This window comes from Peribacillus frigoritolerans (assembly GCF_040250305.1).
Classification (GTDB): Bacteria; Bacillota; Bacilli; order Bacillales; family DSM-1321; genus Peribacillus.
Genome location: NZ_CP158190.1, coordinates 933562 through 959809, shown reverse-complemented (window position 1 = coordinate 959809; position 26248 = coordinate 933562). Strand labels below are relative to the sequence as shown.

Sequence of the window (26248 nt, the reverse complement as noted above, 5' to 3'; positions counted from 1 at the left end):
AATATCGTTTTACTATAAAAATAGATACATAACAAAACCGAAAGAGCATGTATTGAATCCATTCATGCTCTTTCGGTCTGATCAAACCAACTTGTACATGATAATATCATCAACGTATTCATTTTCACTCATCTTGAATTCCTTTATTTTACTGCCCTCTTCAATAAACCCCAGCCTTTTATACAGTGATATTGCCCGATGATTTGTTGAAAAAACTCCTAAACTCACCTTTTCAATCAACGGATTGGCTTCTGCCCAATCCAATAACGCTTCAATAAGCTCTTTTCCAATTCCCATCCCTCTGAAATTTTTTCTGATCATCACCCCAAATGAGCCCTTGTGGGACATTCTCTTCCTATTTTCCGCTTGAAATGCTATCCATCCAACCACTTCATCATTCATATCGGCCACGATGATGGTTTCCCGTTCATTTTCCAATAACCTTCGTATCCAATCTCTTTGTTGTTCTGGTGTTTTATTGAACTCCTCCGATACCGTAATAAAATACTCGCCTTCGGAAATGACGGAATTCTGTACATCCAAAACGGCTTCCGCATCTTCCAATACACCAGTCCGGATCATATATGCACCTGACATGCCAATCCCCCTTAATGAACCATGTTCGGATTGAAGTGAACAATAGTTCGGCCTTCCATGATTCTTTGTTCGATTTTTTGAACGGTGTTGGATAATGAACGATCCGCATTCTTCAAATCATACTTTTTATGAAAAAAGTTATATAACGTTAAATCCCTTAGCTTTAAAAATAGAGGAATCGTTTCGTATTCCACAGGTGCCAGGATATTTTCCGTCTCATACCCTTTTATGAATTCCCTCATGAACTTGGCAGCATATTCATCGAGCCCTTTTATCCCTTCACGTTCCAAACTCCACATCAGATAGTACAGAGGGATCGCCAAATCGCTGGCAAACCAGTGATAAGAACAGTCATCAAAGTCAAAAACATGAATCCTCCCCTCATGATAATGGAAATTGCCGTTATGTATATCAGAATGAATCAAGCCAAAATTAGCTTGATGAACGGGAAGGGCATTTAATTTCTGCTTGATTACTTCTTGTTGGCGGATCACTTGCTCCGGTACATCGGATTGATAGAGCTGGACATTCAATAATTCCTCTTCATACCAATCCAGCCTTTTATATTTCGCTTCTGGCTTATAACTTTTAGTTTGTTTATGCATTTGGCCAATGGTTCTTCCCCATTCAAAAAATAAAGGTTCGTTGAAATTTTCATCGGTGACTTTCATTCTTACACCAGGAGCTTTTTCAAACAGGCAACAATAAAATTCCGTACCATCCGAGCCCTTTACAATTTCAACTAAGTTATTATCTTTCGAAAAGAGAACTTTAGGAATTTCACTACCATTATTTTGTAAATACTCAATCCACTTTAACTCTGCAAGCACTTGAACTTTTGTACGATGTGATTGATGTGTCATTCTTAAGATGTATGGCGTTCCATCCCTGTAAACCTCAAATACGTAGTTCTCTGCATCTCCAAGTTTAACCAGATTCCCCGCATTCACTTGAAAAAAATCTCCAGCCAATTTCACCAATTCATTAGAAAAAATCCTTTCTACCGCTGCTTCCATGATTCTCACTCCCAATATTGATATTGCTAACTTATTAATAAAAACGATTTATACTATGCTTTATACGATACCAAGATGTCTTTTCCCTTTATTTGTATATTATTGTTTTTTTAAAATTTAAAGGTAAAGCTGTTGCATAATAAGTTATTAGCGGCTCCTTCTACCTTTTCAAAAAAAAAAACGCCCTATAGGGCGCGTCCAAAATCAAGTTTCCTTTTCTTCTTCATTCGCTATTTTATTGAACTTCAAGATCGTTTCTTCGATTACTGGATTATTGAATTCCTCTTGGATGGCTGATTGTACAAATTTATCTTCACCATTCATTTCATCCCAAGCATTAACTCTGTAATCTGGATCCCGACGATTTGATTTACCGTTTTGTTCCTCATTATTTGACAACTATCTTCACCTCTTCAACATAGTGGAGTTCGAACCATTCATAAGCAGCAAAAGTATAACTTTTAATAATCTTCCTTGATTGAAATGGGTGACCCCGTTGATGTATGTTGATTAACCCAGTCTAGCGACACTTTTGAAACGGCATCCCACTCAGGTATTTGGGCTTTATGCTGTTCCACCCAGCTCATGCAATATTGCGGATCTATATTGCTTTCTTCGGATTTTGCCAAGAATGACTGAATTGTGGTTTCCGTACAATTTTCCCATGTTCCACATGTATCCTGCCAAATATGTTCCATTTTCATTTGTATATTTTCGTTAGCCATTGGGTTTCCTCCTTAATTAAATGTTACTTTTTGATATCTTAATTAAGTATGTCCAAGGCTAAATAAATCATTACAAAAATTTGGGTTTTTCAGCGAAAGAATGGATTTACAGTCGTAAACATGATGAATAAACTGATTACGATGAATAAAATCCACCAGAACCAATAACTGCTTATAAAAGGAAAATTATTGCCTTCTTCAATATCCTTTACACCCTTACACAGCCAATTGTATTGAAACAAACCATGTTTTTGAGCATTTCCAGTGAGTTTGGGGCTATTATGCGTGAATTGGGGCATATACTCGTGAATTTTTCACGCTTTTATTTGTCGAATCGGCGTTTACTCGTGAGTTTTAGCCATTTACTCGTGAGTTTTAGCGATTTACTCGTAAGTTTTGGCAATTTACTCGTGAATTCAGCCGATTTACTCGTGAGTTTTGGCAATTTACTCGTGAATTTCACGCTTTTACTCGTGAGTTTATTTTATATTGATCTCTGCTTACTAAAAATGTTTATAATCCGATACACATAGTGGACAATGTGTCTTACATTCACACCATCAATGGCACAAAAAAAAGCTGAATGCTTAGCTTTTTCACATCGCTATTTCCACTCACAGCGTTTTTCTAAATGAGTAGCACCATTTATCATAATCTAATTTCTCTTCATAGAAACGGTGGGCTTCGTTTCGTTGGATTCCAGATTCCAATGCCACATATGCTGCTCCGTTTTCTTTTGCCCAGTTATGTATATAACTTAATAACTTCTCTCCATATCCAAATGAGCGGTGTGCAGAATCTGTTACAAGGTCATAAATGAATACATGACGTTTATTATAAAAGTTAACTCTCCAGCTTAAACCAGCCAAGGATACAACCTGGTTATCCTTATATAAAGCATACAGACAGTACCCGTCTTTCCTCATTTCTTCAAGTAACTCCAGATATGTTTTTTGAGTAAGGTCAGTACGCAACTGATTCATGATTGGAAAGGCTTCTAACCATTGTTCTTTAGTGGTCAATTCTTGTATTGTTTCTATCGAATTCACATTAACACCCCTGAAAGTTTTATTTAAATGTAATTCAACTTTGAACACCGTAAGTCCTTCTTCACTATATTTTTGTAATCGTTTACAGCTGGAATCGGTGGGAATGATGATGTTTAGCCGTACTTTTTAACGGCTAAAGTATGACTAGATCAATAGTTTAAGAGGAGGAGATTTTCTTTGAATATTTATGAACAGCAAAAAAATGGACAGCCCGGACAAACACAGGACAGACAGCCTGGCATTGAATCTGAGATGAATCCACTTCCGATTCAGCCAAAGGATTACATAGGAAGCGGTAAGCTTAAGGACCGCGTGGCCTTGATAACAGGCGGAGATAGCGGCATCGGACGTGCGGTTGCCATTGCTTATGCAAAGGAAGGCGCCCATGTGGTTGTGAATTATTTAGATGAGCACGGTGATGCCGAAGAAACAAAGCAGCTGATTGAAGCGGAAGGCGTTCGCTGCCTCCTACTTCCAAGTGACGTTTCCGTGGAGGCGAATTGTAAGGAATTGATTACGAAGACGCTGGACGAGTTCGGAAAGCTGGACATCCTCGTCAATAATGCTGCGGTGCAATTCCCGACGGAAAACATTGAGGATATCACGGACGAGCAATGGGACAAAACGTTCCGCACCAATATTTATTCAGTATTTTACATGAGCAAGCACGCGGTTCCTCATATGAAACAAGGCAACTCGGTCATCAACACAACATCGATCAATCCTTACAGAGGTCATGCAACTTTGATGGATTATACAGCGACAAAAGGAGCAATCGTCGGATTCACACGCAGCCTTGCACAGAATGTGGCTAAAAAAGGGATCCGGGTCAATATGGTTGCACCAGGACCGATTTGGACTCCGCTCATCCCGGCGACGTTCGACGAACAATCCGTTGCCGAATTTGGTACCGAAGCACCGCTTGGCCGCCCTGGGCAGCCGGCAGATCATGCAGGTGCCTACGTGCTGCTAGCATCTGATGAAGGTGCTTATATAACAGGACAGTGCATTCACATCAATGGCGGGATCACGATGTCCTCATAAACCCGAAACGACCGAAAAGCATGATACTTTTCGGTCGTTTCATTTTGAAATTTAATTTCCTATGCCGGGAGTATTCATCAATACAATTCTCCAACCATCCGGATCTTCAATAGTAACACCTGATTTTTCCCAATATGGATTTTCCGGAGTAACCGGTTCATAGCCCATACCTTTCAACCTATTCGTGATTTCCTCAATGGTTTTACGTTCAGGAATATAAAAGACAAGCAGATTATCTTTTGATGGGGCAGGACAAGGACTGCCATCCTTATGTTGTGTAAACTCCAGATGATAGCTGGAATCAGGAAGCCCGATCATGATGCCGTCATATCCCTCGTGCCCTTCGAAAGAACCGATTTTTTTCAAACCTAATCCTTCACAATAGAATTTTACAACCTTTTTTAGTTGATCAGTAGGACGTGCAACCCGCATTTGCGCTACATTCATATCATTTGGCCATTTACTTTCCATCGTCCCATCCCTCTCTGTAAATCGAATTAAATTTCTTCTTTCAAATTACTTTTGCCAATATTCATGCCAAAACCTAATGCAATAGCGGCACCTAAACAACTGAAAAGACAGCCAACTCCCAAGAAAATGGATGGATCTGATTCGCCAATCATCACTGAAGCTATACCTCCAATTGCCGGAAAAAGGGCAACCATGTATCCACTTTTCGCCCCACCTATTTTTTCTACAAGCTTGAGGTAGAATAGCCAAGCTCCAAAGGAAGCGAATATAGTTAAATAGAACAAAGCAGATAAATATGTAATGGATGTCGGTAAAGTGACGGCTTGTCCTTGAATGAACACAATTGCCGCTAAAAGAATTCCTCCTGCAGTAAATCCAAGTACATTAGCATAGATTGGGTTTACTTTATTCCTGGCATTTCTAGCTGAGCTTGCATCGCCCAATGCAGTAAGGATGGTACCAAGAACAGCCATCATGATACCCTTTATATCATTGAATCCATGAATATCACCTAAACTCGGATAAATAACAATACAAACAGCCAGCACACCAATTATCCCACCAATTAAGATACGTGGATGTAATGGTTCCTTCAAAAAAACACGAAGGGCAATGGGTGTTAAAATGACTTTCAATGAAAATATTAAAGTAACCATTGCCGCTGAACTTAAGATAGTGGCGTAATAAAGGCATAAATAGCTTAAAGCAAAATTAAAAATTCCAAACACAATAATAAATGGAACATCCTTTTTCTTGGGTTTTCCTTTAGGTCTAAGAATGCATAATAAAATGAAAAATAGGATTGCCGTCAAACCTAAACGATATGTTAAAGATAATTCTAAACTCACAGGTGTACCTTGAATCTTAACGGCAATAAAATTAAGTCCCCATACTAATAAACAAAATATGTACATAAAGTTAGTCATAATAACATGACCAATTTGCGATATTGCCCACTTTCTATCAGTTTATGAAACTCGTCGTAACTGATTTTCCCATCCATAATTAAACCGCCTTCTATTAAAAATCACATATGTAATAATAAAGTAAATATTACCAATTCAAAGGGAATTGTCAATATATAAAAATACATTCCGAAAAGCCCCTCCAGTTAATTTGAAGAGCTTTTCATTGGCAAACGACTATTAGCACAAACTCGGTAATTGAGTTTCGAAAACATTCCAGCTGCTTTCAGAAATCCGCTCCCTTTCCGCCGACTGTCTGCCAAGCCTCCTCGGCGCAAACGCCTGTGGGGTCTCGGCTAGCCAGTTTTTCGGCAGGAGTGTCGCAAATTTCTTCAATCCAATAAGGATTACAGGAAAAAACTTCGTCTTAAACATAATTCGGTGTGAGATCAGCCTACAGTTTTTTCAAGAAAACATTCCAGCTGCTTTCAGAAACCCGCTCCCTTTCCGCCGACTGTCTGCCAAGCCTCCTCGGCGCAAACGCCTGTGGGGTCTCGGCTAGCCAGTTTTTCGGCAGGAGTGTCGCAAATTTCTTCGATCCAATAAGGATTACAGGAAAAAACTTAGTCTTAAACATAATTCGGTGTGAGATCAGCCTACAGTTTTTTCGAGAAAACATTCCAGCCGCTTTCAGAAACCCGCTCCCTTTCCGTCGACTTTCTGCCAAGCCTCCTCGGTACAAGCGCCTGTGGGGTCTCGGCTAGCCAGTTTTTCGGCAGGAGTGTCGCAAATTTCTTCGATCTCCAAGTCTTCAGGGTTCGGGATGCCATTCCGAATTCCCTTTTGTCTACAAACTGCGGCTAATGACTATTAGCCTTTATAGCTAACTTGTCCAGTTTCAACCAATTCCTTCAATCCCATAAACATTAAATTCCAGCCATGTTCAGATCCATCGTGATACTCTCCGAGAGCTTTTTCGATATCGGATTCTGTCCAATTTTCTTCATGAGGAACGGTGATGTTTTGTGAAAATGTCATTTCACAGCCCTTTTGAAGTTCTTTCAGCTCAACTGTAATTGTATCTGCCGCTTCACTGAATTGAGGCATTTTAAAAGTGAACACTAATTTATTGGGACGGTCCATTTCAAGGTACTCCCCTATCGCCCGATAATCTTTTCCATTGCGATGATCAATAATCTCCCAAGCACCTCCCACTTGAGGATCATTTTGTGCCACTTTATTTGTCCCCTCCAATGTAAAAAACCATTTTCTCATCATCCCAGGGTTCAACCATGCATCAAATACCCTTTCAGGCATTACATCAAAATTTCTAATCATCTTTAAAGTGGTTGTTGAGTATTTTTCCATTTACATACTCCTTATCATTTTTACATACTTTTCAATTCTTCTTTTGAGACAGCACGCCAACCGTGTGCTTCCAGTTTCTCCAAATAAGTTTCCATCCTGATTTCCTCGATTTCGATCGCAAGCGGGTGCAGGGATACAAAACATTCATTCGAAGCATAATTTATGGTAACCTTTACAACTTCATATCCATTATGAAATCGTGGATCGAACCCAGGATCATCGATTATATCCCCTGTAACAGGACGAATATCAGATTCAAATGTTTTCATCATTAACCTATTCTTTTCTTGTTCTTTTATTGATGTAATGAAGATCATTAAATTTACTTTCATTGCAGTCTCCTTTTCTCTATCCTTAGCTTCCTGCGACCTTGCTCCCGCATATAAAAAATGCTGCCGCGGCTTATTGGGATAAAGCGCCTGCCAGTTCTATAATACTTTGGAATTCACTATTTCCTTTTCCATATTTTGAAACGAATAGATATCATTTATACCTTTATATAGTTCCCCGTTCTTGGAGAAAACTGCACTTCCATTTGGTATTGCATATATCTTTCGTTCATTTGATAGGGGAAATAATTCTCCATCTATATTATCCTCGTAATGGACCTCAACGCAAAACCCAACTAAACCTAACCCCTTGATCACTACCGTTTCTGGATAGTCTTTATCTTTTGTTATTATGCAATCATTACAGAAAGCTAAAGAACCCGCACTATATCCAATGATAAAACCTTGAAAGTTTTTGATAATTGGGGTAAGTCCTTTTTCTTCAATTACATGGATTAACCTTTCTGGCTTTCCACCTATAAAATAGAGAATATCATGTTCTATTATAGACTTTTTCATTTCTTTGTCTGAAAGGTCTTCATTTAATAATTCAATACTTACATTCTCCATGATTGAAAAGGCTTGTGTAATACTTGCCATCCAACTTTCATATCTGGAATTGTCGGTTGCAAAAGGGATTATTAAAATCTTAGCTTCAGGTTTAATCATTTTTGAAAGTTCCAAGAACACTTCACCTAATTCATTATTTGTGTGATTTCCGCCACCAATTAAACAAATTTCCATATATGTCCCCCATTTTATTTTTCTATGTAAAAAGGACAATACCTTTTTAGGTCAACGCTCTTCATGCCCAAAGAGTGCCATAAGAAAAAGGATTTCCATACCCACTAAGAAAATGCCGCCGATCATTCATCTTTAAATATCGTATTGTCTTTTAATTTCAAAAATCTCATCAACAGCTTGGTGATATCCACCCGATTTTTGAAAAGATTCCCTTATATTTGAAACAGATTTATGGAAAGATGGGTCGTTTAACACATGATCTGCGGCCTCACGTAGTTGATTTGCAGTCAAGCTTTGCATTTGTAATTTAATACCGGCTCCGATATTGGCAACTTGCTCTGCAATAATCGGCTGATCCGCGCTTTGTGGGATTACAATTAGAGGAACCCCGTAGTAGAGACCCTCATTGGTACTATTCATTCCGCCATGTGTGATAAATAATTTAGTGCATTTTAGCACTTCCGTTTGTGGAACATATTTTTTTACAATGAAGTTTTGGGGGATCTCTCCCAAATCAATTAGTGGGATTTGTTGACCGATCGACATCACAACCGTGTGATTGCTATTTCCAAATGCTTCAAAACAAAGCTTATAAAAATCAAGAGACCGGTTAAAAACTGTCCCTAGGGAAATGTAAAGGGGACTTTTTCCTTTGATAGCAGCAAGGTCAAAGTTATCCTGTTTTAACCGTGAAGATATGGATGGACCTACAAATTTATAAGTTTGGTCGAATGCTTCTTTAAAAGGTTGAAACTCCCTAGTTGTATAAACGATTGAAAGTGGTGCAGGGTTACAAAAAACTTCGTAAGGAGAATGGATCTCGACATCATATTTTTCCTTCACCGTTACCGTTAGTCTATGAAATTCATCGTATATAGGTTTAACCTTTTCTGCAGGTATTTCTTTAGAAAGCTGTTCCAGCATTTTATCGAATGATGCTTTTGTCTGCGCAAAAGAAGTACAAGAATTGATTGCGGGAAGCTTAAGGATTTGGGCAAGTAAACGTCCACAACCAAACATGGAATCATGGATGATGTAATCAAAATGCTCTCCTTTGATCTGTTCAAGAACGCTAGGTATGACGATATCTACCGTACGTAAAAGACCGTTGATTCTTTCGAGTAAATAATTTCTTCCACCAGAGAGAAAAGCTTTTATAAATTTTTCACCGTCAATTGTTCGTACAGTAGCTCCCGTCTTCTCGATACGTTCTCGATAAGCCTCTATAGTAAAGTACACTACCTCTTCTCCACGCGAAATAAGCTCTTGGACAACTCCAATAGTTGGATTGATATGTCCTTCTGATCCACCATTAATAAATAAAACACGTGCCATTTCACCACTCCTTATATAAGTCTGTAAGAGTAAGGTCACAGTACCATACCCTTCCAAACTCAATTAATTTAAATTTATCATAGTACAATACTTGAAAATCTCAAACTCCTAATCACCCTTGTTTTGGTGGACATCAGAGGAGTTTAGCTGAAAAAGGAATTCCACACATTAATAAAGACTAAGTCCTCAAATAACTGCATAATCGGAGATTAATCAACCCGTAAGCTTAATAATTTTCAAGTTCTAAATCATTAAATCATACATCAATGCCAACGACTGCTGAATCATCATAGTTGGAATATTAATATCAAATATCCATGGATTATTAATCAGCATCTCAAAGACTAAGTAATCGTGCTCATTATGTAACTGGGTATTTTACACAAGAAGAATGTCTACAATTTCAACCCTAATGGTAATATAATACTTGAATGAATAATAAAAACGGATAATCAATAATATTAAACGACAAATTAATATTATTGATTATTTTTATTAAAAATTTAAATTTTATTATTTATATTTTTAAATTATTGTTTTATAATCGAATTAATAAAAGGAAGGGATTTCATTATGGCTTATAAATTAATCACAAATTGTCCTGTCTGCAGTAAAACATTGAAAATTACAAAGTTGCAGTGCTCTCATTGTCACACTACGATTGAAAATGAGTTTGAAATATCTAAGCTGGCATCCTTATCAAAGGATCAGCTTCATTTTGTGGAAGTATTTTTAACATGCAGAGGGAATATCAAGGAAGTTGAAAAGGAACTGGGGATTTCGTATCCAACGGTTCGAGGCAAGCTAACTGACATCATTTCATCCCTTGGATATGTGCAGAAGAAGAAAAATGAAGTGGACGAGAAAAAAGTTGTCACCATGTTGGAAAATGGCGAAATAACACCAGAAGAAGCCATTAAGCTCTTAAAAGAGGAATAGGGAGGAATTTATCATGAAAGAGGAAATTACAAGAGTGTTAACAATGGTTCAAGAAGGGAAGATTGATGCAGATAAGGGATCAGAATTGATTCAAATATTAAAAGAGAAAGAAGAGACAGGTAATAAGCTTCTTGAAAAACCGACTAAATATTTAGATAAAACATTAAAAGTTCGTGTTGTATCCGCCGAAAATGATAACGTCACGGTCAATTTGCCTATAAAACTGGTCAAGGCAGTATTAGTGGCTGGACACAGCATCGCAGCGAGTATTCCTCAATCGGAAAAATACGTTAAAGATATAGACATAAGCCTTATTATTGAAGCAATCGAAAACGAATTAGATGGCCAAATTGTTGATATTAAATCGGCAAACGGGGATACCGTTTCCGTCATCATTGATTAGTGATTTGTTTATGATGTATGTAAAAGTGAAAGCAAAAGACGTTCGGTTTACCATCCCAGTTCCATATGCCATTTTAAACATTGTTATTTCCATTTTGTCTTCAAAATTTCTTCAGCAAAATGTAAACAAATGGACAAAAGAGCACTTCGAAAGAAAAAAACTGGACTTTACCTTTCCGTTAATAGACAAAAATATGCTAAAGCCTATCGTCAAGGAACTGAAAAATTATAAGGGAATCGTGCTAGTAGATGTCAAAGCAAAGGACGGCACTGAGGTTAAGGTTAGACTATAATTTATTATAGAATACGCCGACCACTGCCTGGCATTTTGAAGGAAAATCCTAATTTCTCACAAAGTTATTTAATTTTAAAAGCTCAAACAAGCATAACCCCGTTCTAATTAGGACGGGGTAAAAAAAAACGGAAAAATCTTTATTGATACCATAACAGTGCTTTTTTGAGTGCGTTTTTCATCCATTTTTAAATCTTTCCTATAAAAAGCGACTGATTGTTTCCACTAATTTTTGAGGAAACGACTTAAGGTCTGTCATATCGAGAAATCTCTCTCTTCCGTGTAATTCTGCAATCTTTTCTTTATCTTCTCCAATAGCCACAGATAGGAATAGCACGTCTTTTCTTTCATATTCACTAATAACTGATTGGATATCCACCCTCGCTGCATCTCCAGAATAATTAGGCATGGCTTTTGGTTGTCCATCACTAATATTTATCAATAGCTTGGTAGAAGCAACTTGTTTCGATAATTTTTCGGCTAATATTCGCATATTAACACCGTCACGATTATTTTGGCGAGGCTTCATTGTCGCAATTTTTCCTATAACACCTTCGTACCCATCATCAAACTCTTTGTACGAGTATAGTGAAGTCATTTCCCTTTGACTAATATCTGCAGTGTCTCCATAAATCATCAAAGGAACATTTAACATTCTACAAAACTCTGTTAAAGCGATTATTGCTTTTTTGGCACTCTCCATTCGTTGAGCCCGAACCATGGAACCAGATTCATCTATACGTATTGCTACAGCTAGAGAGGGATTTTCAGTTGGCGGATTTTTTTTATCAAAGTAACGATAATCTCCCATCACAACTTTAGAAGCATTAAATCGCGTACCGTATAACTTCCCTTGAGTGTATGTTTCTGACTCTTCTTTTTCTAATACAGCAAGAATTTTTCTTGCCATACTATCCACAAGAGGTGTTATTTCCTTTTTAATACTTTCTGCTTCACTCATACTTTCATTCGTTGCATGAGGACGGTGGATAATGATCCCTTCTTTTTGATGAATCGTGTTTTTCATAAGCGTTCGAGCTTCTTTATTCAACTCTTTTTTCTTTTCTGCTTCATGCTTCTCTAGTATTTCCGGCATCTGTTTTACTTGTTGCTGAGAAATGCCTGTTTGAGATTCCTCATGCTCTTTTCCTTTATTACTATCGATTTCAATGTCCTTTGATCTCTTTTCAGAAAAAATTTCTAATGGATTCCCTTTTTCTTGTTGAGGCAAAGCGGAATCACTATTTTGGATTTCCTCCTCATCTTTTGGAAAATCAAAGGAAGATGTATCTTTTTGAAGTTCATCCTCACCGTCTCGTTGTTCCTCATATTTATCTACCATTGGTGACCCTAGAGGAGCTTGCGGTTTGTTCATTGGATTCTTTTGATTCAGTAAATAAGATTGAATACGCTCCAATAATTGACTGCTTTCTAATTCTTTTTCTAGTATTCCAATCTCCGTTTCATCGGTAGTGATTTTATAGATAACTTTTTGATAAATAGAATCAAAGATATTTTCTCCTTGATGCACTGCATTCACCCAATAGAAATAACTTCTCATTCCTGCTACACCTTTGATTCCATTAGCTTTTGAGATAGCATCTAATAAAATAATGATTTCAGCCATCATTGCTAATAGCTCTTCATCTGCAAAACCAACTTTGCTGAAACCCCGTTTGACCATCACTTCCTTAGAAGGAAGATTCATTCGTTCCGTGTGTTGAACTCGATCACGTAATGATTCATTAAGAGGTCTATTCCCCTGATAATTTCTATTGGTTGTAATAACCACTACAGCATCATGGTGCCGTTTGATCATTCCAGTTGGAGTATTTAAAATACCATCAATTTCAAGAGCGGAATTCAATGCAACTAAAACCGATGCATCTCTAATGACAGTAGGTTCCTGTATCTCTAGCAAGTAGCCTTCTTGTAGTGCACGAACGATTTCTGATGGATAATACTTATAGGTTACATTCTTACCGGTGTCTTTGATTTTCTTTTCAAGTTTTGCCAAGTATTCTTTCGTTTCTGTCATATTTAATTGTAGATAGGAAGACAAATTTTCTAAAAGCTGCTGCGTCGTGCTATTATGTTCAAAAAACTGAATTATTTTTTTATCTTCCACTTGTGCTTCTTCCATTACAGGCAAAAGTGAGCCGAAAACATCTGATTTATCCATGTCGGCAAAACAGGTAATTTTCGTATATGGCAATTGAAGATCATGAGAGAGAGCTTTGGCAAGTTGTGTTTTACCTGAGCCAGCATCCCCCTCTAGCAGAACATTGATGACTCGCAGTTCTCCATTTTGCCAATTCCTATTGAGTGTATCGGCAACACGTACTTCCTCCACACTTTCTTGATGACTAGGAGGCTTTTTCCAAATCATTTGTATTTCTTCTTCTGTAAATTTCCTGCCATCTGAAACGACAAATCCTCTTATCATTTTATAACTCTCCTTACCGATATCCCATATCTTTCATAATATCGTTGATGACTCTAAATCTTTCTCCCAAAATTTCGCCATCCGATTGCAACATATCATAAAAATATTGAATATCTTTATCTAAATTTTCGTTTTTTGTGTCAATTTCTATTTGCATCTTATTTCCCTGCAAACCTAAAGCAGTAACGATTGGATTTTCAGGATCATACAGTTTTTCAAATTTATATGCATCTCTAAAATATAAGTTGGTCGATAAAATAAGGATGGCTAAATCTAAAATTCTAGTGGCAGATAACTCAATTTCTTGAGCAGAATCATCAGTCATTACAATTTTTCCAACGATATCTCCTGTTCTAGGAGATTTTCCCTGTAGCATTCCTGCGCTTAACGAATCGATTCCTTTACCATAGGCAGCCTTACCATCTACTTTGTCGTAATTTTCAACAGTGATAATTGAGTTATACCTATATCCATCTCTATTCATATCATTGCTCCTTTTTATTTTTTCGTTTTAGTCCTTCACCCAATACGATGTTCCGTCAGAATTTCTGCTTAGAAATCCATAATCAACAAAATGTATATAGGACAGGTGAAATTCATATTTTAAATACCACACTCGACTCCTGCCAATTAACAAACATTATATTATTATGTTTGTTATATTGCAAACAAAAGTTATTTCTGTTTATTATTATGTATAATAAAAATGATTATGTTTGAATAATGTAGATTTCAGATTTTTTTGGAACGCATTATTAGAAGAATTTAAACGGGATATATTCGAGAGTCTGATTTATATATGTCTCTTGTACGATGAAAAATTTGAAAAAAAATTATTTATCCTTATGAGAAAAACAGAGGTTTTTAGCACGGGCTAAAAGGTTGCGATCAATGTAACTAAAACCTTATTTGTAAGGGGATGGTTAACATAATAAAATGTTATCGGTATAAAAAAAGGACCTTCAAAACTGAAAGATCCTTTTTGCTGCTTATATAATATAAGTGGGGGATAGTTGAAGATGAAAAGAATATTCAATACAAATTGTATTGCACTTTTGCATGTTGATTACCTTTTTTTATCATTTATTAATGGATTACCTTTGCAGTATTACGTTTTCATCCTATAATGATGCGCTCTTTGGGATAATGATACGGATGTTTAACTGGTTTGCCTCCCATGCTGAATAAGAAGGTAAACATCCCTATTTTCCCTATAAACATTAAAGTCATGATTACGACCTTCCCGGCAGTACTCAATTCCGGTGTAATGCCAAGCGAAAGGCCTACAGTGCCAAAAGCAGAGGAGACTTCGAATAAAATTTCCGTTAGGGAAAAGGCAGATTCAATGCATTCAAGAATGACAACTGCCACACTGCACAGGATCATACCTGTTGTGAAAACGATGAATGACTTGATGATATCTTCCTCATCGATCTCCCTTTTGAATATTTTTATTGTTCTGTTCCCTTTCGCATAGTTGTAAATGGTAAGCAGCATCACAGCAAACGTGGTGGTTCTTATCCCACCCCCAGCACTGCTGGGGGATGCCCCAATGAACATAAAAATACTCAGTAACAAAATGGTAGGTACTGAAAATTGATTGACATCGCTGATCGCCATTCCGCCAGTCCTTGAAGATGTCGAATAAAACAAAGAATGGACAAAGGATTGATGCCAAGTCTTTTCCACATAGAAATGACTGTACTCAAACAGATAAATGAGAATGGCTCCAATTACGATCAGTATGAAAAAAGTTGCGGTTGTAATTTTTGTGAACAAGGAAAACCGGAATGGCATCTTTCCCTTATGCCTGATCCACTGGCTTACCTCCATTAAAACAGGAAACCCAAGGGATCCGATAATAAAGAGTACTATATTAAGGGTCAGGACAAAATAATCGTCTGCAAACGGAATCAGTGATTTTCCTGTGATATCAAAACCGGCATTTGTCGTAGCAGACACAGAGGCGAAGAAACCCTGCAAATAAGCCTCTTGCCATGTTGGGAAATACTTCAAAAAATATGTACCGAAGACAATAGCCCCTAATAGCTCAATCATGACAAAGAAAAAGAAGATCATTCGTATGAACCGAACAATCCCGGAAAACGTGGGGCTGTTTTGTTCTGTCGTCATGAGTATTCTTGCCCTGAGTCCTATTTTCCTTCCTGATACAAGCCATAGTATGGTTCCGAAAGCCATGACCCCAATTCCACCAAACTGGAGGATGATGGCAAAAATAAACGTACCGGGAACACTAAGCAGCTGGCTTACATCTGCCGTGGATAATCCCGTTACAGTTACCGCACTAATAGAAATGAATACTCCATCAATAAATGAGAGCTCTGCATTCTGCGTTTGAGTAATAGGAAGCAGCAATAAAATGGTTGAAACCACTACAGCCACCAGGTAATAAAAAACAATTATTTGAGCAGCAGATAGTCGTTTTGTAAAGTTCTCTATTTTACTATTCATTTCTCTCCAACTTCTATATGTTTTTTGACAAACTTACACCTAATTCTGAATTAACGTAACGTACCATTGCACAATTTCAACTTATAATAATTTGTCCATTAAATTAAGAAAATAAACTCTCCCATTGAAGAAGACCTCAAAGGATCGAATGAATACGTTATACAAATCTATTTTACATAAAGTAAATTTTAGGAAGTAGCAACAAAAGCCAAACCCATGTGTATCAAGGGTTTGGTTCTTAGTCATGTTTTATCGTTTAACAGGATTTTGTACAACCTTGATGTGGGTTTGCTAGATGACCAATAAAACCCCTAGATTAACCACTAGAGCTTGTTGTAATTCATATTTATTTATCTAATTATGGAAGATGTAATTAAGCAGCATGCTAAAAACCCCTTAGGCCACAAGGGGTTTAATGTCTTTCGTTTTTATTGTTTATGTATGTTATTATTCACCGATGGGCATTAATATTTTGACTTCTGACCGCATAAAAAACTAGTTTTAACAAATAAAAAAGGACATTTCCTAAGCCCTCTTCCTAGTATCGGCCCCGCCTACGCCAGATACTATGACAGCCACACATGCCATCCAACCCATTATCATTATAATAGAAAGCGCTTACATTTTCAAGGATTTAATAAAAACAATGACTTTGATTTACTTTCAAAAGGCCGCCAATTGACAGCCTTTCTATGGTGCTAACGCACCCGTTAGTTCATTAAGACTTATGCAGAGTTGACACAAACTGTGCATTAATTAGGGTTGTTAAATTAAAGTAAATAGCTAGTAAGTAAATAATTATATGACCCACAGCCCAAATTCTAATCAAAAACATTAAGCAACCTTTTTCACTTCTTAAGAAAATAAGCACTCCAAGAGCCACTATTACAGTGATGATATATAAAGGGCTATAAGTTAGTTGGGCCAATAAAGTAGTCGTCGGTTGCCCTTCCTCACTTGTTTGCAGGGTCTTTATAAAACCTATCTCATAATACATTGCTTCGGAAAGGATGCCATTTTTAATATTCTTGCTAAACCCCTTAAAGAAGCCTGCTAAAAGATTGTCAGGTAACTATTCATAAAAAGACAAAAATTGTGCTTCTCCCCTCAATAAATTAAGGTCAAGTCTTAGATAAAATGGGAGAGCGATTATTAAAAGGGCATTTTACAGACAAAAAATGCGGACAAAACCTGTAACGACATGAATTGTTTAATTTCGTTTTTCTTCCTAAAATATCGCAAATACCCCGATTACAGCCGATTATCCCTGATTAAATGACCTGACTGGCATGTTAGCACCAAATGATAACGCTTCCCTTCACTATCTCGGCCTTTTCCTTGTGAATGTCCTCTCTTCCCTTGAATCTAAATCTCAGCATGTTACGATAAAAAGGTTGAAAAATACGAACAGAATTACGAACAATGAACTTTTAGGGGGGCATAATGTTGAGAGATAAAACTGTTGCATTTTTAGGAGCCGGTTCGATGGCAGAGTCGATGATTTCAGGAATTGTGCAGATTGGGAGCATACCAGCAGAGAGAATTTATGTGACAAATCGCAGCAATCAATTACGACTCGAGGAAATGAATCACGTGTATGGAGTTCATGCGGTCCATCAGGATGCATTGCCATATGAAGACGTTGATTTCTTTATTTTGGCAATGAAGCCCCAGGGAGCAGCAGATGCTCTCGATGCACTCAAAGATAAAATAAGAGTGGATCAAGTTGTGATTTCTGTATTAGCGGGCATTTCCACTGAATTCATGGAAAATCATCTACAGCTTGGACAGCAGGTTGTGCGGTTGATGCCGAATACGTCGAGCATGATCCGGGAGTCGGCAACTGCATTATGTCCGGGAAAACATACAGCGATGGACAATGTGATAGCAGTGAAAGAACTGTTTGGCTGTATGGGAAAAGTGTTCTTAATTGAAGAAGAGCAAATGGATATTTTTACAGGAATTGCAGGGAGCGGACCTGCTTACTTCTATTATTTAATGGAGCATATGGAACACGCTGGCGTTAAAAAGGGTATGGATGAAGCGATGGTCCGTGAGATTGTCGCCCAAACGATTTTAGGCGCAGCCAAGATGATTATGGTGAACGACGAGGCACCGGCAAGTCTCAGAGAGAAAGTGACTTCACCAAATGGAACGACAGCATCCGGACTTGATGCTTTAAGGAAAAATAATGGTGGCAGAGCCATTTCACAGGCGATTCATCATGCAGCGAAACGTTCGAAAGAGCTGAATGAAGAGATGGAAGTAGCGTACAGGAAATCGACTATTCCCCCGAGAGTACTGGGGAACTTCAGTACCATGAGAGGACGGTGTCTAAATTAATTATTTCAAGAAATACCACCATGGAGCCTCCTTAGCAAATTATGTATCAAAAGATGCTATCAAATAATAATCCTATCAACTAGTTAAGAAAAAAATATAAACGTAAGAAAAACGGAGGACAACATGAAGAGAATCCTTAAGATTGCTAGCGCTTTTATCGGAATTCTTATCGGAGCCGGGTTCGCCTCAGGACAAGAAACCATGCTGTATTTTGTAAGCTTCGGGCACTTGGGAACAATTGGAGCTATCATTTCAGTCGCTATCTTTGCATACCTTGGAATGATTCTGATGAAGCTTGGCAGTCGTACACAAACAGATTCGCATCAGGAAGTAATTTATAAGATTAGTGGTCGCTTTCTCGGCTGGATCATTGATTATGTTCTGAACGCCATCTTATTTGGTGTAGGAATTGTCATGATTGCGGGGTCAGGCTCGATCTTTGATCAGCAATTCGGATTACCTTCCGTTATCGGCACAATTCTTATGACCGTTCTTGTTATGATAACAGTTATGCTGAAAGTTGACCGTGTGATTAAGGTAATTGCATCCGTCACACCATTTCTGATTCTTGTCGTACTTTTTCTATTTATTTATAGTATGTTTACAATGAATTCATCGTTTACGTCACTTGAACCACATGCGCTGGAACAAAATTCAGCTGCGGGACATTGGCTTATATCTGCAATAAACTATATTTCAATAACCATTGCAATGGGGGCTTCAATGACACTTGTTATGGGTGGAAATGAACCTGATGAAAGGATATCATCCATTGGAGGACTTACAGGAGGGATTGCTTTAGGTTTACTTGTTATAATTAGTCACCTTACTATTTTCTCAAATATTAATAATGTAGCGGATATAGATATGCCAATGTTGGGAATCGCCAACAGTTTTTCACCTCTCTTAGGTATTCTGTACTCTCTCGTTCTTTTCGCTATGATTTTCAATACGGCAGTCAGCATGTTCTACTCATTAGGAACACGCTTTTCAGATCCCCAGACCACAAAATTTAAAGTAATCGTTATTTCATCACTGTTAATAGGGTTTATAGCAAGCTTCTTTGGCTTTACTAAACTTGTTTCCTCTCTCTATCCAATCTTTGGCTATATGGGAATTGTTCTTATTATCGTTCTCATCATTGCTTCATTCCGAATGAGTCGATTAACGAAAGAAAATTAAATGGAATAACGATAAGCTCTCTGTTAAATGATATTTACTGCTTACCCTAATTGAGTCTCTTCATTATAAAAACAGCTTTTATATGTATACCGTTTGGTTTATGTACTTAATATATTTCTTCCTATATCACCACATATATTTCCAATTTTTCTTATGGAACTATCCTGCCCCGTTAGTGCCATAAGAAAAAGCTGCCTTAAAGACAGCTCCGATTAGCTAACGCTCAGCTTCTGATTTTAAAGGAGTTAAAATTTTTTATCATGAACATAAGTTAATTCAAATGCGTAGTACTATTTAAAAATCTTATAAGTTTGTATGGATGATCGGTATACTCAAGAAGATGTATACCTGTATTATTAGAATTGAACCACACATCATTAATTTCGGGTGGTAATTGAAGAAAGCTTTCAATCATTTTAGTAATCATCCCCCCATGGGATATTATAGCAATTCGTTTATAATTTGCACTGTTCTCTCTAATATAGGAAAGAACATTTTGTGCTCGTAATCTAAAATCAAATTTACTCTCCATATCTTGCATCTCTCGTAAATCATCTAAGAATGTTACTGGGCATTGGATAGTATTTGATAAAGTTTCAGCAGTTTTACTAGCACGAAGCAAGGTACTTGACCATATGAATTCTGGTGGAAACTCTTCTGATACACGCCGGCACATTTTTTCTACTTGTTCAACTCCCTTAATAGTTAGTGGTAAATCTGTAGTTCCTTCGTAATTTTCTTCTAGAAAATCGTCTTCTGACTCACCATGTCGAATTAAAAGTATCTGCAAGATAACACCTCAACTTTGTTTTATTTATCCATATTAATAATTCAATTTAACTTTAATAAAACCTTTAAAAGAATATAAACTGAGGTATTTGATATAACTCCTATTAAGGTTTTTTAAGAACCTTGTTCAACTAAACTGTCCCTTAGTTCCATAAGAAAAAGTTGCCTTAAGACAGCTCTGATCTTCAGCTACCGCACTGTTAGTTCAAAAACAAATTAATTATTTATAAGTAAAAATTGGTCATCCCTCAATCTGACAACAGAACAATTATTTAGCTTTTCGAAGACTTTCAACCTATCTTCAATTGTCTTGCTAGAAGAGTCCGGAAATAAATCCTCCCTATCATAATGAGGAATTATAGCTTCGTCGGTTATTCTTAATGCAGTTAAATCTTTAATATTCACGGTATTCATTTGAGGAGTAAAATAATCTATAACATTAATGTTTGGTCCAAGAATAATTGCTCCGGCACTTACCCCAACTAATATGGTGTTTTGTTTTGCTATTTCCTTTAATTTTAAGTCAGCCCCACTCTTTTTCAAATGGTATAACAAATAAAATGGATTTCCTCCGTTGATATAGATTACATTATATTTCTCAAGTAGTTCAGGTTTATCAAATTCTATATCAATAAAATCAACCTTCTTAAATCCAAATCCTAAGAGGTCTTCTCTTGCTTTCATTGCGAATCTATTATTTTGTTTTTTATGAGAAGCAGTAGTAATTATTGTTGCTTTTAGATTACTCAAATCTCCATCAATTAGTTGCAAAAATTGTTGTTTAATTAAATCTGTAAAAAATCCATTAGAAGTTAATAAAATCTTTGTCATTAAAATCAACCTCTTTTATTTATATATACTTTTATATGTTCCAGCAAAAAAAGGAAATCCCTTCCTTTTTAAATATTTCTTATAGAACTGACCTGCCCCTTTAGTTCCAAAAGAAAAGAGCTGCCTTTAAGACAGCTCTGATCTTCAGCTAACGTACCCGTTAGTTCATTAAGAATTACTTCCGACACAATTAGTTAAAATAAACTTTTTACTAAACGAACTATCATTCTTGGAATAAGAGTAAAGAGGTTAAAAACGAATTCATATAAGATTGAATCACGAATTTCAATCATTATCCCTTTGAAAAACCCTCTTTTTTGCCTTTCCTTTTTCATCCTCTTTGTCTTACATACATATGGTTGCTTCTATCTAGAAGAAATCCCATAGTTGCAACCAATATCACTAGAAAGATACCTATACACGCAGTAACTATACCTTCTGTTTTGTCTTTTGCATAAAAACAAATATATGTATTAAAAGAGACAAAAATTAAAAAAATTAATAACTTTGTAACTAAGTTAATTTTATTTATTGCTCTCACAGTAAATCACATTCCTTAATGGTGAATTAACGATATCAAATTAAAATAATTTGAACCTTTAAGAAAATAATAACAATAAAGAGTAATTATTCATTAGTGTAAAATAATCCATTTCCTTATGGAACTAACCTGCCCCGAGAGGGCCATAAGAAAAAGCTACCTTAAAGACAGCGCCGATCTTCAGCTAACGCACCCTTTAGTTCATTAAGTCCTGTCTTTTCAATATGTTCTCTATTATTAAAACCTTGGTGATTTAGAGCCTTTTAATAAAAGCTTTACCTTGTGAACACTCCAAAGAGCTAAGGTTACGGTTATAGCTGAGATAATGTATTGTAGGAAGGGTTCCATTTCTTGACCATTCGTTGAGTAAGAATCTGGTGTATATATTGATGTTAAAATAATTCCCTGTATTAAATCAGCCATTCCTATTGAAATGAGTACAACGATAAAAATCCCAACATTTCTTTTCATCTTTCTTCCTCCTTTTTACAATACTTACGGAATATACATAAAGAAAGTTTCGTTTTATATTCTATTTCATCCCTATTATAATGTCAGTTAATTAAACTAACCTGCCCCGTTAGGGCCATAAGAAAAAGGCTGCATCAGCAACCTTGAGTCTTTTACAATAAGTAGAAATCCCTTTCATTATTTGAATTTGTCAGGTTGTTCTACATAGAACTCTAAATACCCACATTTAGAACAAACATAAGGAGATACTTTGCTGTAAATCGGACTATCCGTGAAAAAACCTCTTGCTTCTTTGTTTATCTGAAATTCTCCTTGAATTCCAGAAATATAGGCTCTAGTAAGTTCGTTGCCGCATTTGCTACAAGTCTCCATTATTTATCATCCCTTATCGTTATCGTTTCCTACCCGTATTACTCTCAGTTATACGATTCCTAAATTAATAAAGTTTCAATCCTTCTTCAACAAACCTGCCCCGATAGTTCCATAAGAAAAAAGCTGCCTTAAAGACAGCTCTGATCTTCAGCTAACGCACTCGTTAATTGAAGATGATTATTATCGATAATTATTGTGAATAGGTTTAAACAATTCTTCATTAGAATTTCTAACAAGTGAAAAATTGTCTACATTATAGTGACCGTGAAGGGTGTCATTGTGATGAAGGATTATTTGTTTTGCAGATAAGTTTTTTGAGTCAGAAGTAGAATGTCCATCACCAACTAATGTTACATCAAAATGATTGATTGTTGCTGTTCTAACAGCTGAATCAATACAATGTTCCGTCTTACATCCCATTATTACAATATGATCTACATTGTTTTCACTTAAATGTTCATGTAATGGGGTTCCATAAAATGAATTTGTGGCAGCTTTATCAAATATGATAGCAGTTGATGGTATTTTAATATCCCTGTGTATCTGGAATCCAGGTCCTTCTCCATTTGAAACATCTAAATCTCTTATAAAAACAACGGGGATACTTTCATTTATCGCTTTTTCAATTACAGTATTAATGTTGTTAATGATTTTTTCTTTCTCAAAGACTCCTTGTTTTTCTTTATTACCTTCTATTAATTCCTGTTGAGCATCGATTATCAGTAATGTTTGTTTCTATATTTTCCCCCCTGAATTTTTTAGCAGTTAGTTTTTTCCTGTTTTTCTATATGGTATTTTAAGCGCTTCTTACTAAGCTCTTTATATTTTCGTCAAAAGATTTCCTAATACCTTCTTGAACAAACCTGCCCCTTTAGTTCCATAAGAAAAAGCTGCCTTAAAGACAGCTCCGATCTTCAGCCAACTCACCCGTTAGTTCATTAAGACTTATTGTAGAGTGACACAAACTCTGCGTCAGTTAAATAAAGAAGTAATTTAGTGGCAGTAGAGTGTAACAAAACTTAGACTTTTCACTTGGAATATAGTAAAAAGCAGTGAGGGATTTCCCCTCACTGCCCCGTTTCTTTATTTTGTTAAAATCTTCGTGTGTCGTTTTCGAAAATTAATTGTATTATTTTCACTAATAAAAGTTGAACCTAAAAGGAGTGTGCCACCTATGATTTGAACAATTGTCATTTTTTCCTGTAAGATTACAGCAGAAATCAGTATAGCTACAAAAGGATCTACATAGCTTAGCATAGCGATGCTTTGTCCCTTTAACTTTAGCATACCGGAAAAAAATAACCAAAAGCCAATACCAGTGTTAACAACGCCTAAGAGTATTATAAAAGGAACGGAAGATCTTGAGACTTCCAAGATACCGAATCCCTCAGTGAATAATACATAGGGAAAGAGAAGTAAAGCAGTTGTTCCAAGTTGAATGATTGTAATCTCTAACATGCCCATGTTTTGAATGAATTTGTTTAATAACATTAAAGCTGAATAAAATGCAGCCGCAACTAACCCGAAAAGGATTCCAAGTAGATCATCTTTACCAGAGGCGCTAATGCCGTTTCCAATAATCAATAACATACCTAATATCGCTACACCAATACAAACAATTTTTTTAATTGGTAAAAGCTCCTTAAGTACAAATGGCGAGAGAACCATGACAAACACTGGCGCAAAATAATACCCAAGTGTTGCATTGGCAAGTGTTGTATGATCGTAGGATTGATAAAGAAAAATCCAATTCCCTCCCAATGCAATCGCAGAAAGAAAAAGGGTAGAAGCATTAACTTTCACTAATTTCCATGGAATGGATTTCTTCATAATGAAAAATACAAACACTAAAAAGAGACACCCAATTGAACTGCTTAGAAAAGCTGTTTCACTCGAAGATAAATCAATGTTTTTCACAACTAAACCCATTGTACCGAAAATAATCATTGATAATATAAACTGAATTTTAGATTTCATCGCCTACTCCTTCGAATCTGCGAAACAGCTTATATATTTCGCAGATTCTTAATCTGTTTTATATATAAGCGTATATACAGGAGTAAACGGTGGTGGTGGTGATGTCGAAACGGGCTTTGTAATATATGGATTTATAAATGATATTGGCATAATAAGCCTCCTGATTATTCAAATATAAGATTTATTAATAATACAATTAAAATCTTATTTTTTAAATTGGATATTTTTAAGAATAGTGCTTTCATTAAACATTTAGACGGTAAATATATTTATAAATGGTTTTGGTGTTTGATTTAATTATTTTTTGTTTCCTTTAGTTACAAACATATTGTCTCTTTATTTAATTCACGATGTAATACATCCCCCATACGCTTCATGCCTTCAATGATTTGGTCTTCAGGCATATTCGAGTAATTTAAACGTAAAGTGTTCTTCTGTGTGCCATTTGGAAAGAATGGAACACCAGGAACACAAGCAACATTATTTTTCAAGCACTCTGTAAATATATGTCTGGAATCAACCCCCTCTGGGAGCTCGATCCAAATAAACAACCCACCTTCTGGCTTACTGTAAGACAAATTTTCCGGAAAGAATTCTTTTATGCATTTTAACATTTTTGTACATCTTGCTTTATATACTGCTTTGATTTCTTTAATATGCTCTTCCATATCGTAAAGTTCCATATACTTAGCTGTTATCCTTTGAGCAAAGCTGTCGGTATGTAAATCAGCTGTTTGCTTGAAAGCCACGTACTTATCAATAAACGATTGATCTGCACAAATCCATCCAATTCGCATGCCTGGAGTGAAAATTTTAGAGAACGTGCTCATATAAATTACTCTGTTCTCTGTGTCAAAATGTTTCACTGGAGGGATTCCCTCTCCAGCAAACCTAATAGCTCCATAAGGATTATCTTCTACAATCAGTACATCGTATTGATTAGCAAGTTCGATCATTCTTTTACGTCTTTGAAGTTTTAATGTACGACCTGTAGGGTTCTGGAAATCGGGAATAGTATAAATGAATTTTGCGCCAGGATGCTCTTGCAGTTTCCTCTCTAGCTCTTCCATTATCATCCCATCATTGTCCATAGCTACCTCCACAAAGTTTGCATTGTATGATTTAAATGCATTAATTGCTGCAAGATAGGTTGGGCTTTCACAAATAATGGTATCTCCTTCGTTGATAAATAATCTTCCAGTAAGATCTATTGCTTGCTGGGACCCTGAAGTGATAAGAACATTGTTAATAGCAGAGTTAATCCCAATGGCTTTCATCCTTTGACATATAGCTTCTCTCAACGGACCATAGCCTTCAGTAGTACTATATTGAAGAGAAGCCGCGCCCTCTTCATTCAATACAACATTGCAAGCAACTTTAAGGGCTTCAACAGGAAACAGCTCCGGAGCTGGAAGTCCTCCCGCAAAAGAAATGATTTCTGGCCTTTCTGTTACTTTTAATATTTCACGGGTCTCAGAAGAATTAACTAGACGGGCCCTCTCAGCAAATTTATTTTCCAATTGTAAACATTCCTTCCTTTAACATTTCAATTTTTTTACCTACCACTTCTTATTTTATTGGAATATTCAGATTTTTATATAAAGGGAT

27 protein-coding genes are annotated in these 26248 nt (G+C 36.4%); 6 read left to right on the top strand and 21 right to left on the bottom strand.

All coding sequences use genetic code 11. From position 1 onward, the window contains the following. Nucleotides 1–81 precede the first annotated feature (81 nt). The 5 genes from ABOA58_RS04765 to ABOA58_RS04745 all read right to left on the bottom strand — a co-directional run bounded on the left by ABOA58_RS04765 (nucleotide 82) and on the right by ABOA58_RS04745 (nucleotide 3387). Complete coding sequence (locus tag ABOA58_RS04765; RefSeq protein WP_350301427.1) at nucleotides 82–597, bottom strand: GNAT family N-acetyltransferase; 516 nt, start codon at nucleotides 595–597, stop codon at nucleotides 82–84. 11 nt (nucleotides 598–608) lie between these two features. Then, a complete protein-coding gene (locus ABOA58_RS04760; RefSeq protein WP_350301426.1) occupies nucleotides 609–1613 on the bottom strand; it encodes a phosphotransferase enzyme family protein in 1005 nt (334 codons plus the stop codon). 204 nt (nucleotides 1614–1817) lie between these two features. Beyond that, nucleotides 1818–2012, bottom strand: coding sequence for a hypothetical protein (locus tag ABOA58_RS04755; protein ID WP_350301425.1), 195 nt, complete (start codon nucleotides 2010–2012; stop codon nucleotides 1818–1820). A 62-nt stretch (nucleotides 2013–2074) separates the two neighbouring features. Continuing rightward, entirely contained in the window at nucleotides 2075–2338 is a 264-nt protein-coding gene (locus ABOA58_RS04750; RefSeq protein WP_350301424.1) for a hypothetical protein, read from the bottom strand. A 614-nt stretch (nucleotides 2339–2952) separates the two neighbouring features. Beyond that, on the bottom strand, nucleotides 2953–3387 hold the full coding sequence (locus ABOA58_RS04745; RefSeq protein ID WP_350301423.1) for a GNAT family N-acetyltransferase: 435 nt from the start codon (nucleotides 3385–3387) through the stop codon (nucleotides 2953–2955). Between the two features lie 177 nt (nucleotides 3388–3564). Between ABOA58_RS04745 and ABOA58_RS04740 the strand changes: the two genes are divergently transcribed. Then, nucleotides 3565–4431, top strand: a complete 867-nt coding sequence (locus tag ABOA58_RS04740; protein WP_350301422.1) for an SDR family oxidoreductase — start codon at nucleotides 3565–3567, stop codon at nucleotides 4429–4431. A 51-nt stretch (nucleotides 4432–4482) separates the two neighbouring features. Here the strand turns inward: ABOA58_RS04740 and ABOA58_RS04735 are convergent, their stop codons facing one another. The 7 genes from ABOA58_RS04735 to ABOA58_RS04705 form a co-directional block, all read right to left on the bottom strand. Beyond that, entirely contained in the window at nucleotides 4483–4902 is a 420-nt protein-coding gene (locus ABOA58_RS04735; protein ID WP_350301421.1) for a VOC family protein, read from the bottom strand. A gap of 26 nt (nucleotides 4903–4928) precedes the next feature. After that, nucleotides 4929–5828: a DMT family transporter gene (locus tag ABOA58_RS04730; RefSeq protein WP_350301420.1), complete on the bottom strand. Its 900-nt coding sequence runs from the start codon at nucleotides 5826–5828 to the stop codon at nucleotides 4929–4931. A 635-nt stretch (nucleotides 5829–6463) separates the two neighbouring features. Continuing rightward, nucleotides 6464–6637 (bottom strand): hypothetical protein, encoded by a 174-nt coding sequence (locus tag ABOA58_RS04725; RefSeq protein WP_350301419.1) that lies wholly within the window; start codon nucleotides 6635–6637, stop codon nucleotides 6464–6466. A gap of 40 nt (nucleotides 6638–6677) precedes the next feature. Next, on the bottom strand, nucleotides 6678–7175 hold the full coding sequence (locus ABOA58_RS04720; RefSeq protein ID WP_350301418.1) for an SRPBCC family protein: 498 nt from the start codon (nucleotides 7173–7175) through the stop codon (nucleotides 6678–6680). Between the two features lie 20 nt (nucleotides 7176–7195). Further along, nucleotides 7196–7507, bottom strand: coding sequence for a hypothetical protein (locus ABOA58_RS04715; RefSeq protein ID WP_350301417.1), 312 nt, complete (start codon nucleotides 7505–7507; stop codon nucleotides 7196–7198). Nucleotides 7508–7603: 96 nt separating this feature from the next. After that, nucleotides 7604–8248 (bottom strand): Type 1 glutamine amidotransferase-like domain-containing protein, encoded by a 645-nt coding sequence (locus tag ABOA58_RS04710; RefSeq protein WP_350301416.1) that lies wholly within the window; start codon nucleotides 8246–8248, stop codon nucleotides 7604–7606. Nucleotides 8249–8380: 132 nt separating this feature from the next. Further along, the gene (locus ABOA58_RS04705) at nucleotides 8381–9583 is read right to left on the bottom strand and encodes a macrolide family glycosyltransferase (protein ID WP_350301415.1); all 1203 of its coding nucleotides are present in this window, start codon (nucleotides 9581–9583) and stop codon (nucleotides 8381–8383) included. 573 nt (nucleotides 9584–10156) lie between these two features. Here ABOA58_RS04705 and ABOA58_RS04700 point away from each other — a divergent pair. From ABOA58_RS04700 to ABOA58_RS04690, 3 genes are read left to right on the top strand one after another with little or no spacing between them, the layout of a single operon-like run. Continuing rightward, nucleotides 10157–10522 (top strand): DUF2089 domain-containing protein, encoded by a 366-nt coding sequence (locus tag ABOA58_RS04700; RefSeq protein ID WP_350301414.1) that lies wholly within the window; start codon nucleotides 10157–10159, stop codon nucleotides 10520–10522. A gap of 13 nt (nucleotides 10523–10535) precedes the next feature. Further along, nucleotides 10536–10925, top strand: coding sequence for an SHOCT-like domain-containing protein (locus tag ABOA58_RS04695; RefSeq protein WP_063236560.1), 390 nt, complete (start codon nucleotides 10536–10538; stop codon nucleotides 10923–10925). 10 nt (nucleotides 10926–10935) lie between these two features. Beyond that, complete coding sequence (locus ABOA58_RS04690; RefSeq protein ID WP_350301413.1) at nucleotides 10936–11217, top strand: hypothetical protein; 282 nt, start codon at nucleotides 10936–10938, stop codon at nucleotides 11215–11217. A 198-nt stretch (nucleotides 11218–11415) separates the two neighbouring features. On the opposite strand, the gene ABOA58_RS04685 is transcribed toward ABOA58_RS04690, so the two are convergent. From ABOA58_RS04685 to ABOA58_RS04675, 3 genes are all read right to left on the bottom strand, one after another. Further along, nucleotides 11416–13662, bottom strand: a complete 2247-nt coding sequence (locus ABOA58_RS04685) for an AAA family ATPase (RefSeq protein ID WP_350301412.1) — start codon at nucleotides 13660–13662, stop codon at nucleotides 11416–11418. 13 nt (nucleotides 13663–13675) lie between these two features. After that, on the bottom strand, nucleotides 13676–14146 hold the full coding sequence (locus tag ABOA58_RS04680) for a DUF6530 family protein (RefSeq protein WP_350301411.1): 471 nt from the start codon (nucleotides 14144–14146) through the stop codon (nucleotides 13676–13678). A 632-nt stretch (nucleotides 14147–14778) separates the two neighbouring features. Then, on the bottom strand, nucleotides 14779–16134 hold the full coding sequence (locus ABOA58_RS04675; protein WP_350301410.1) for a TrkH family potassium uptake protein: 1356 nt from the start codon (nucleotides 16132–16134) through the stop codon (nucleotides 14779–14781). Nucleotides 16135–17577: 1443 nt separating this feature from the next. Here ABOA58_RS04675 and proC point away from each other — a divergent pair. Beyond that, a complete protein-coding gene (proC, locus tag ABOA58_RS04670) occupies nucleotides 17578–18477 on the top strand; it encodes a pyrroline-5-carboxylate reductase (RefSeq protein WP_350301409.1) in 900 nt (299 codons plus the stop codon). A gap of 123 nt (nucleotides 18478–18600) precedes the next feature. Then, on the top strand, nucleotides 18601–19659 hold the full coding sequence (locus tag ABOA58_RS04665) for a YkvI family membrane protein (RefSeq protein ID WP_350301408.1): 1059 nt from the start codon (nucleotides 18601–18603) through the stop codon (nucleotides 19657–19659). Nucleotides 19660–19930: 271 nt separating this feature from the next. On the opposite strand, the gene ABOA58_RS04660 is transcribed toward ABOA58_RS04665, so the two are convergent. The 6 genes from ABOA58_RS04660 to ABOA58_RS04635 form a co-directional block, all read right to left on the bottom strand. Continuing rightward, complete coding sequence (locus tag ABOA58_RS04660; protein ID WP_350301407.1) at nucleotides 19931–20449, bottom strand: histidine phosphatase family protein; 519 nt, start codon at nucleotides 20447–20449, stop codon at nucleotides 19931–19933. A gap of 215 nt (nucleotides 20450–20664) precedes the next feature. Continuing rightward, nucleotides 20665–21279, bottom strand: a complete 615-nt coding sequence (locus ABOA58_RS04655) for a Type 1 glutamine amidotransferase-like domain-containing protein (protein ID WP_350301406.1) — start codon at nucleotides 21277–21279, stop codon at nucleotides 20665–20667. A gap of 778 nt (nucleotides 21280–22057) precedes the next feature. Further along, nucleotides 22058–22291 (bottom strand): hypothetical protein, encoded by a 234-nt coding sequence (locus ABOA58_RS04650; RefSeq protein ID WP_350301405.1) that lies wholly within the window; start codon nucleotides 22289–22291, stop codon nucleotides 22058–22060. A gap of 552 nt (nucleotides 22292–22843) precedes the next feature. After that, nucleotides 22844–23386, bottom strand: a complete 543-nt coding sequence (locus ABOA58_RS04645; protein ID WP_350302796.1) for an isochorismatase family protein — start codon at nucleotides 23384–23386, stop codon at nucleotides 22844–22846. 360 nt (nucleotides 23387–23746) lie between these two features. Then, nucleotides 23747–24640, bottom strand: coding sequence for a DMT family transporter (locus ABOA58_RS04640; protein ID WP_350301404.1), 894 nt, complete (start codon nucleotides 24638–24640; stop codon nucleotides 23747–23749). A gap of 317 nt (nucleotides 24641–24957) precedes the next feature. Further along, the gene (locus ABOA58_RS04635; RefSeq protein WP_350301403.1) at nucleotides 24958–26160 is read right to left on the bottom strand and encodes a PLP-dependent aminotransferase family protein; all 1203 of its coding nucleotides are present in this window, start codon (nucleotides 26158–26160) and stop codon (nucleotides 24958–24960) included. Nucleotides 26161–26248: the final 88 nt, after the last annotated feature.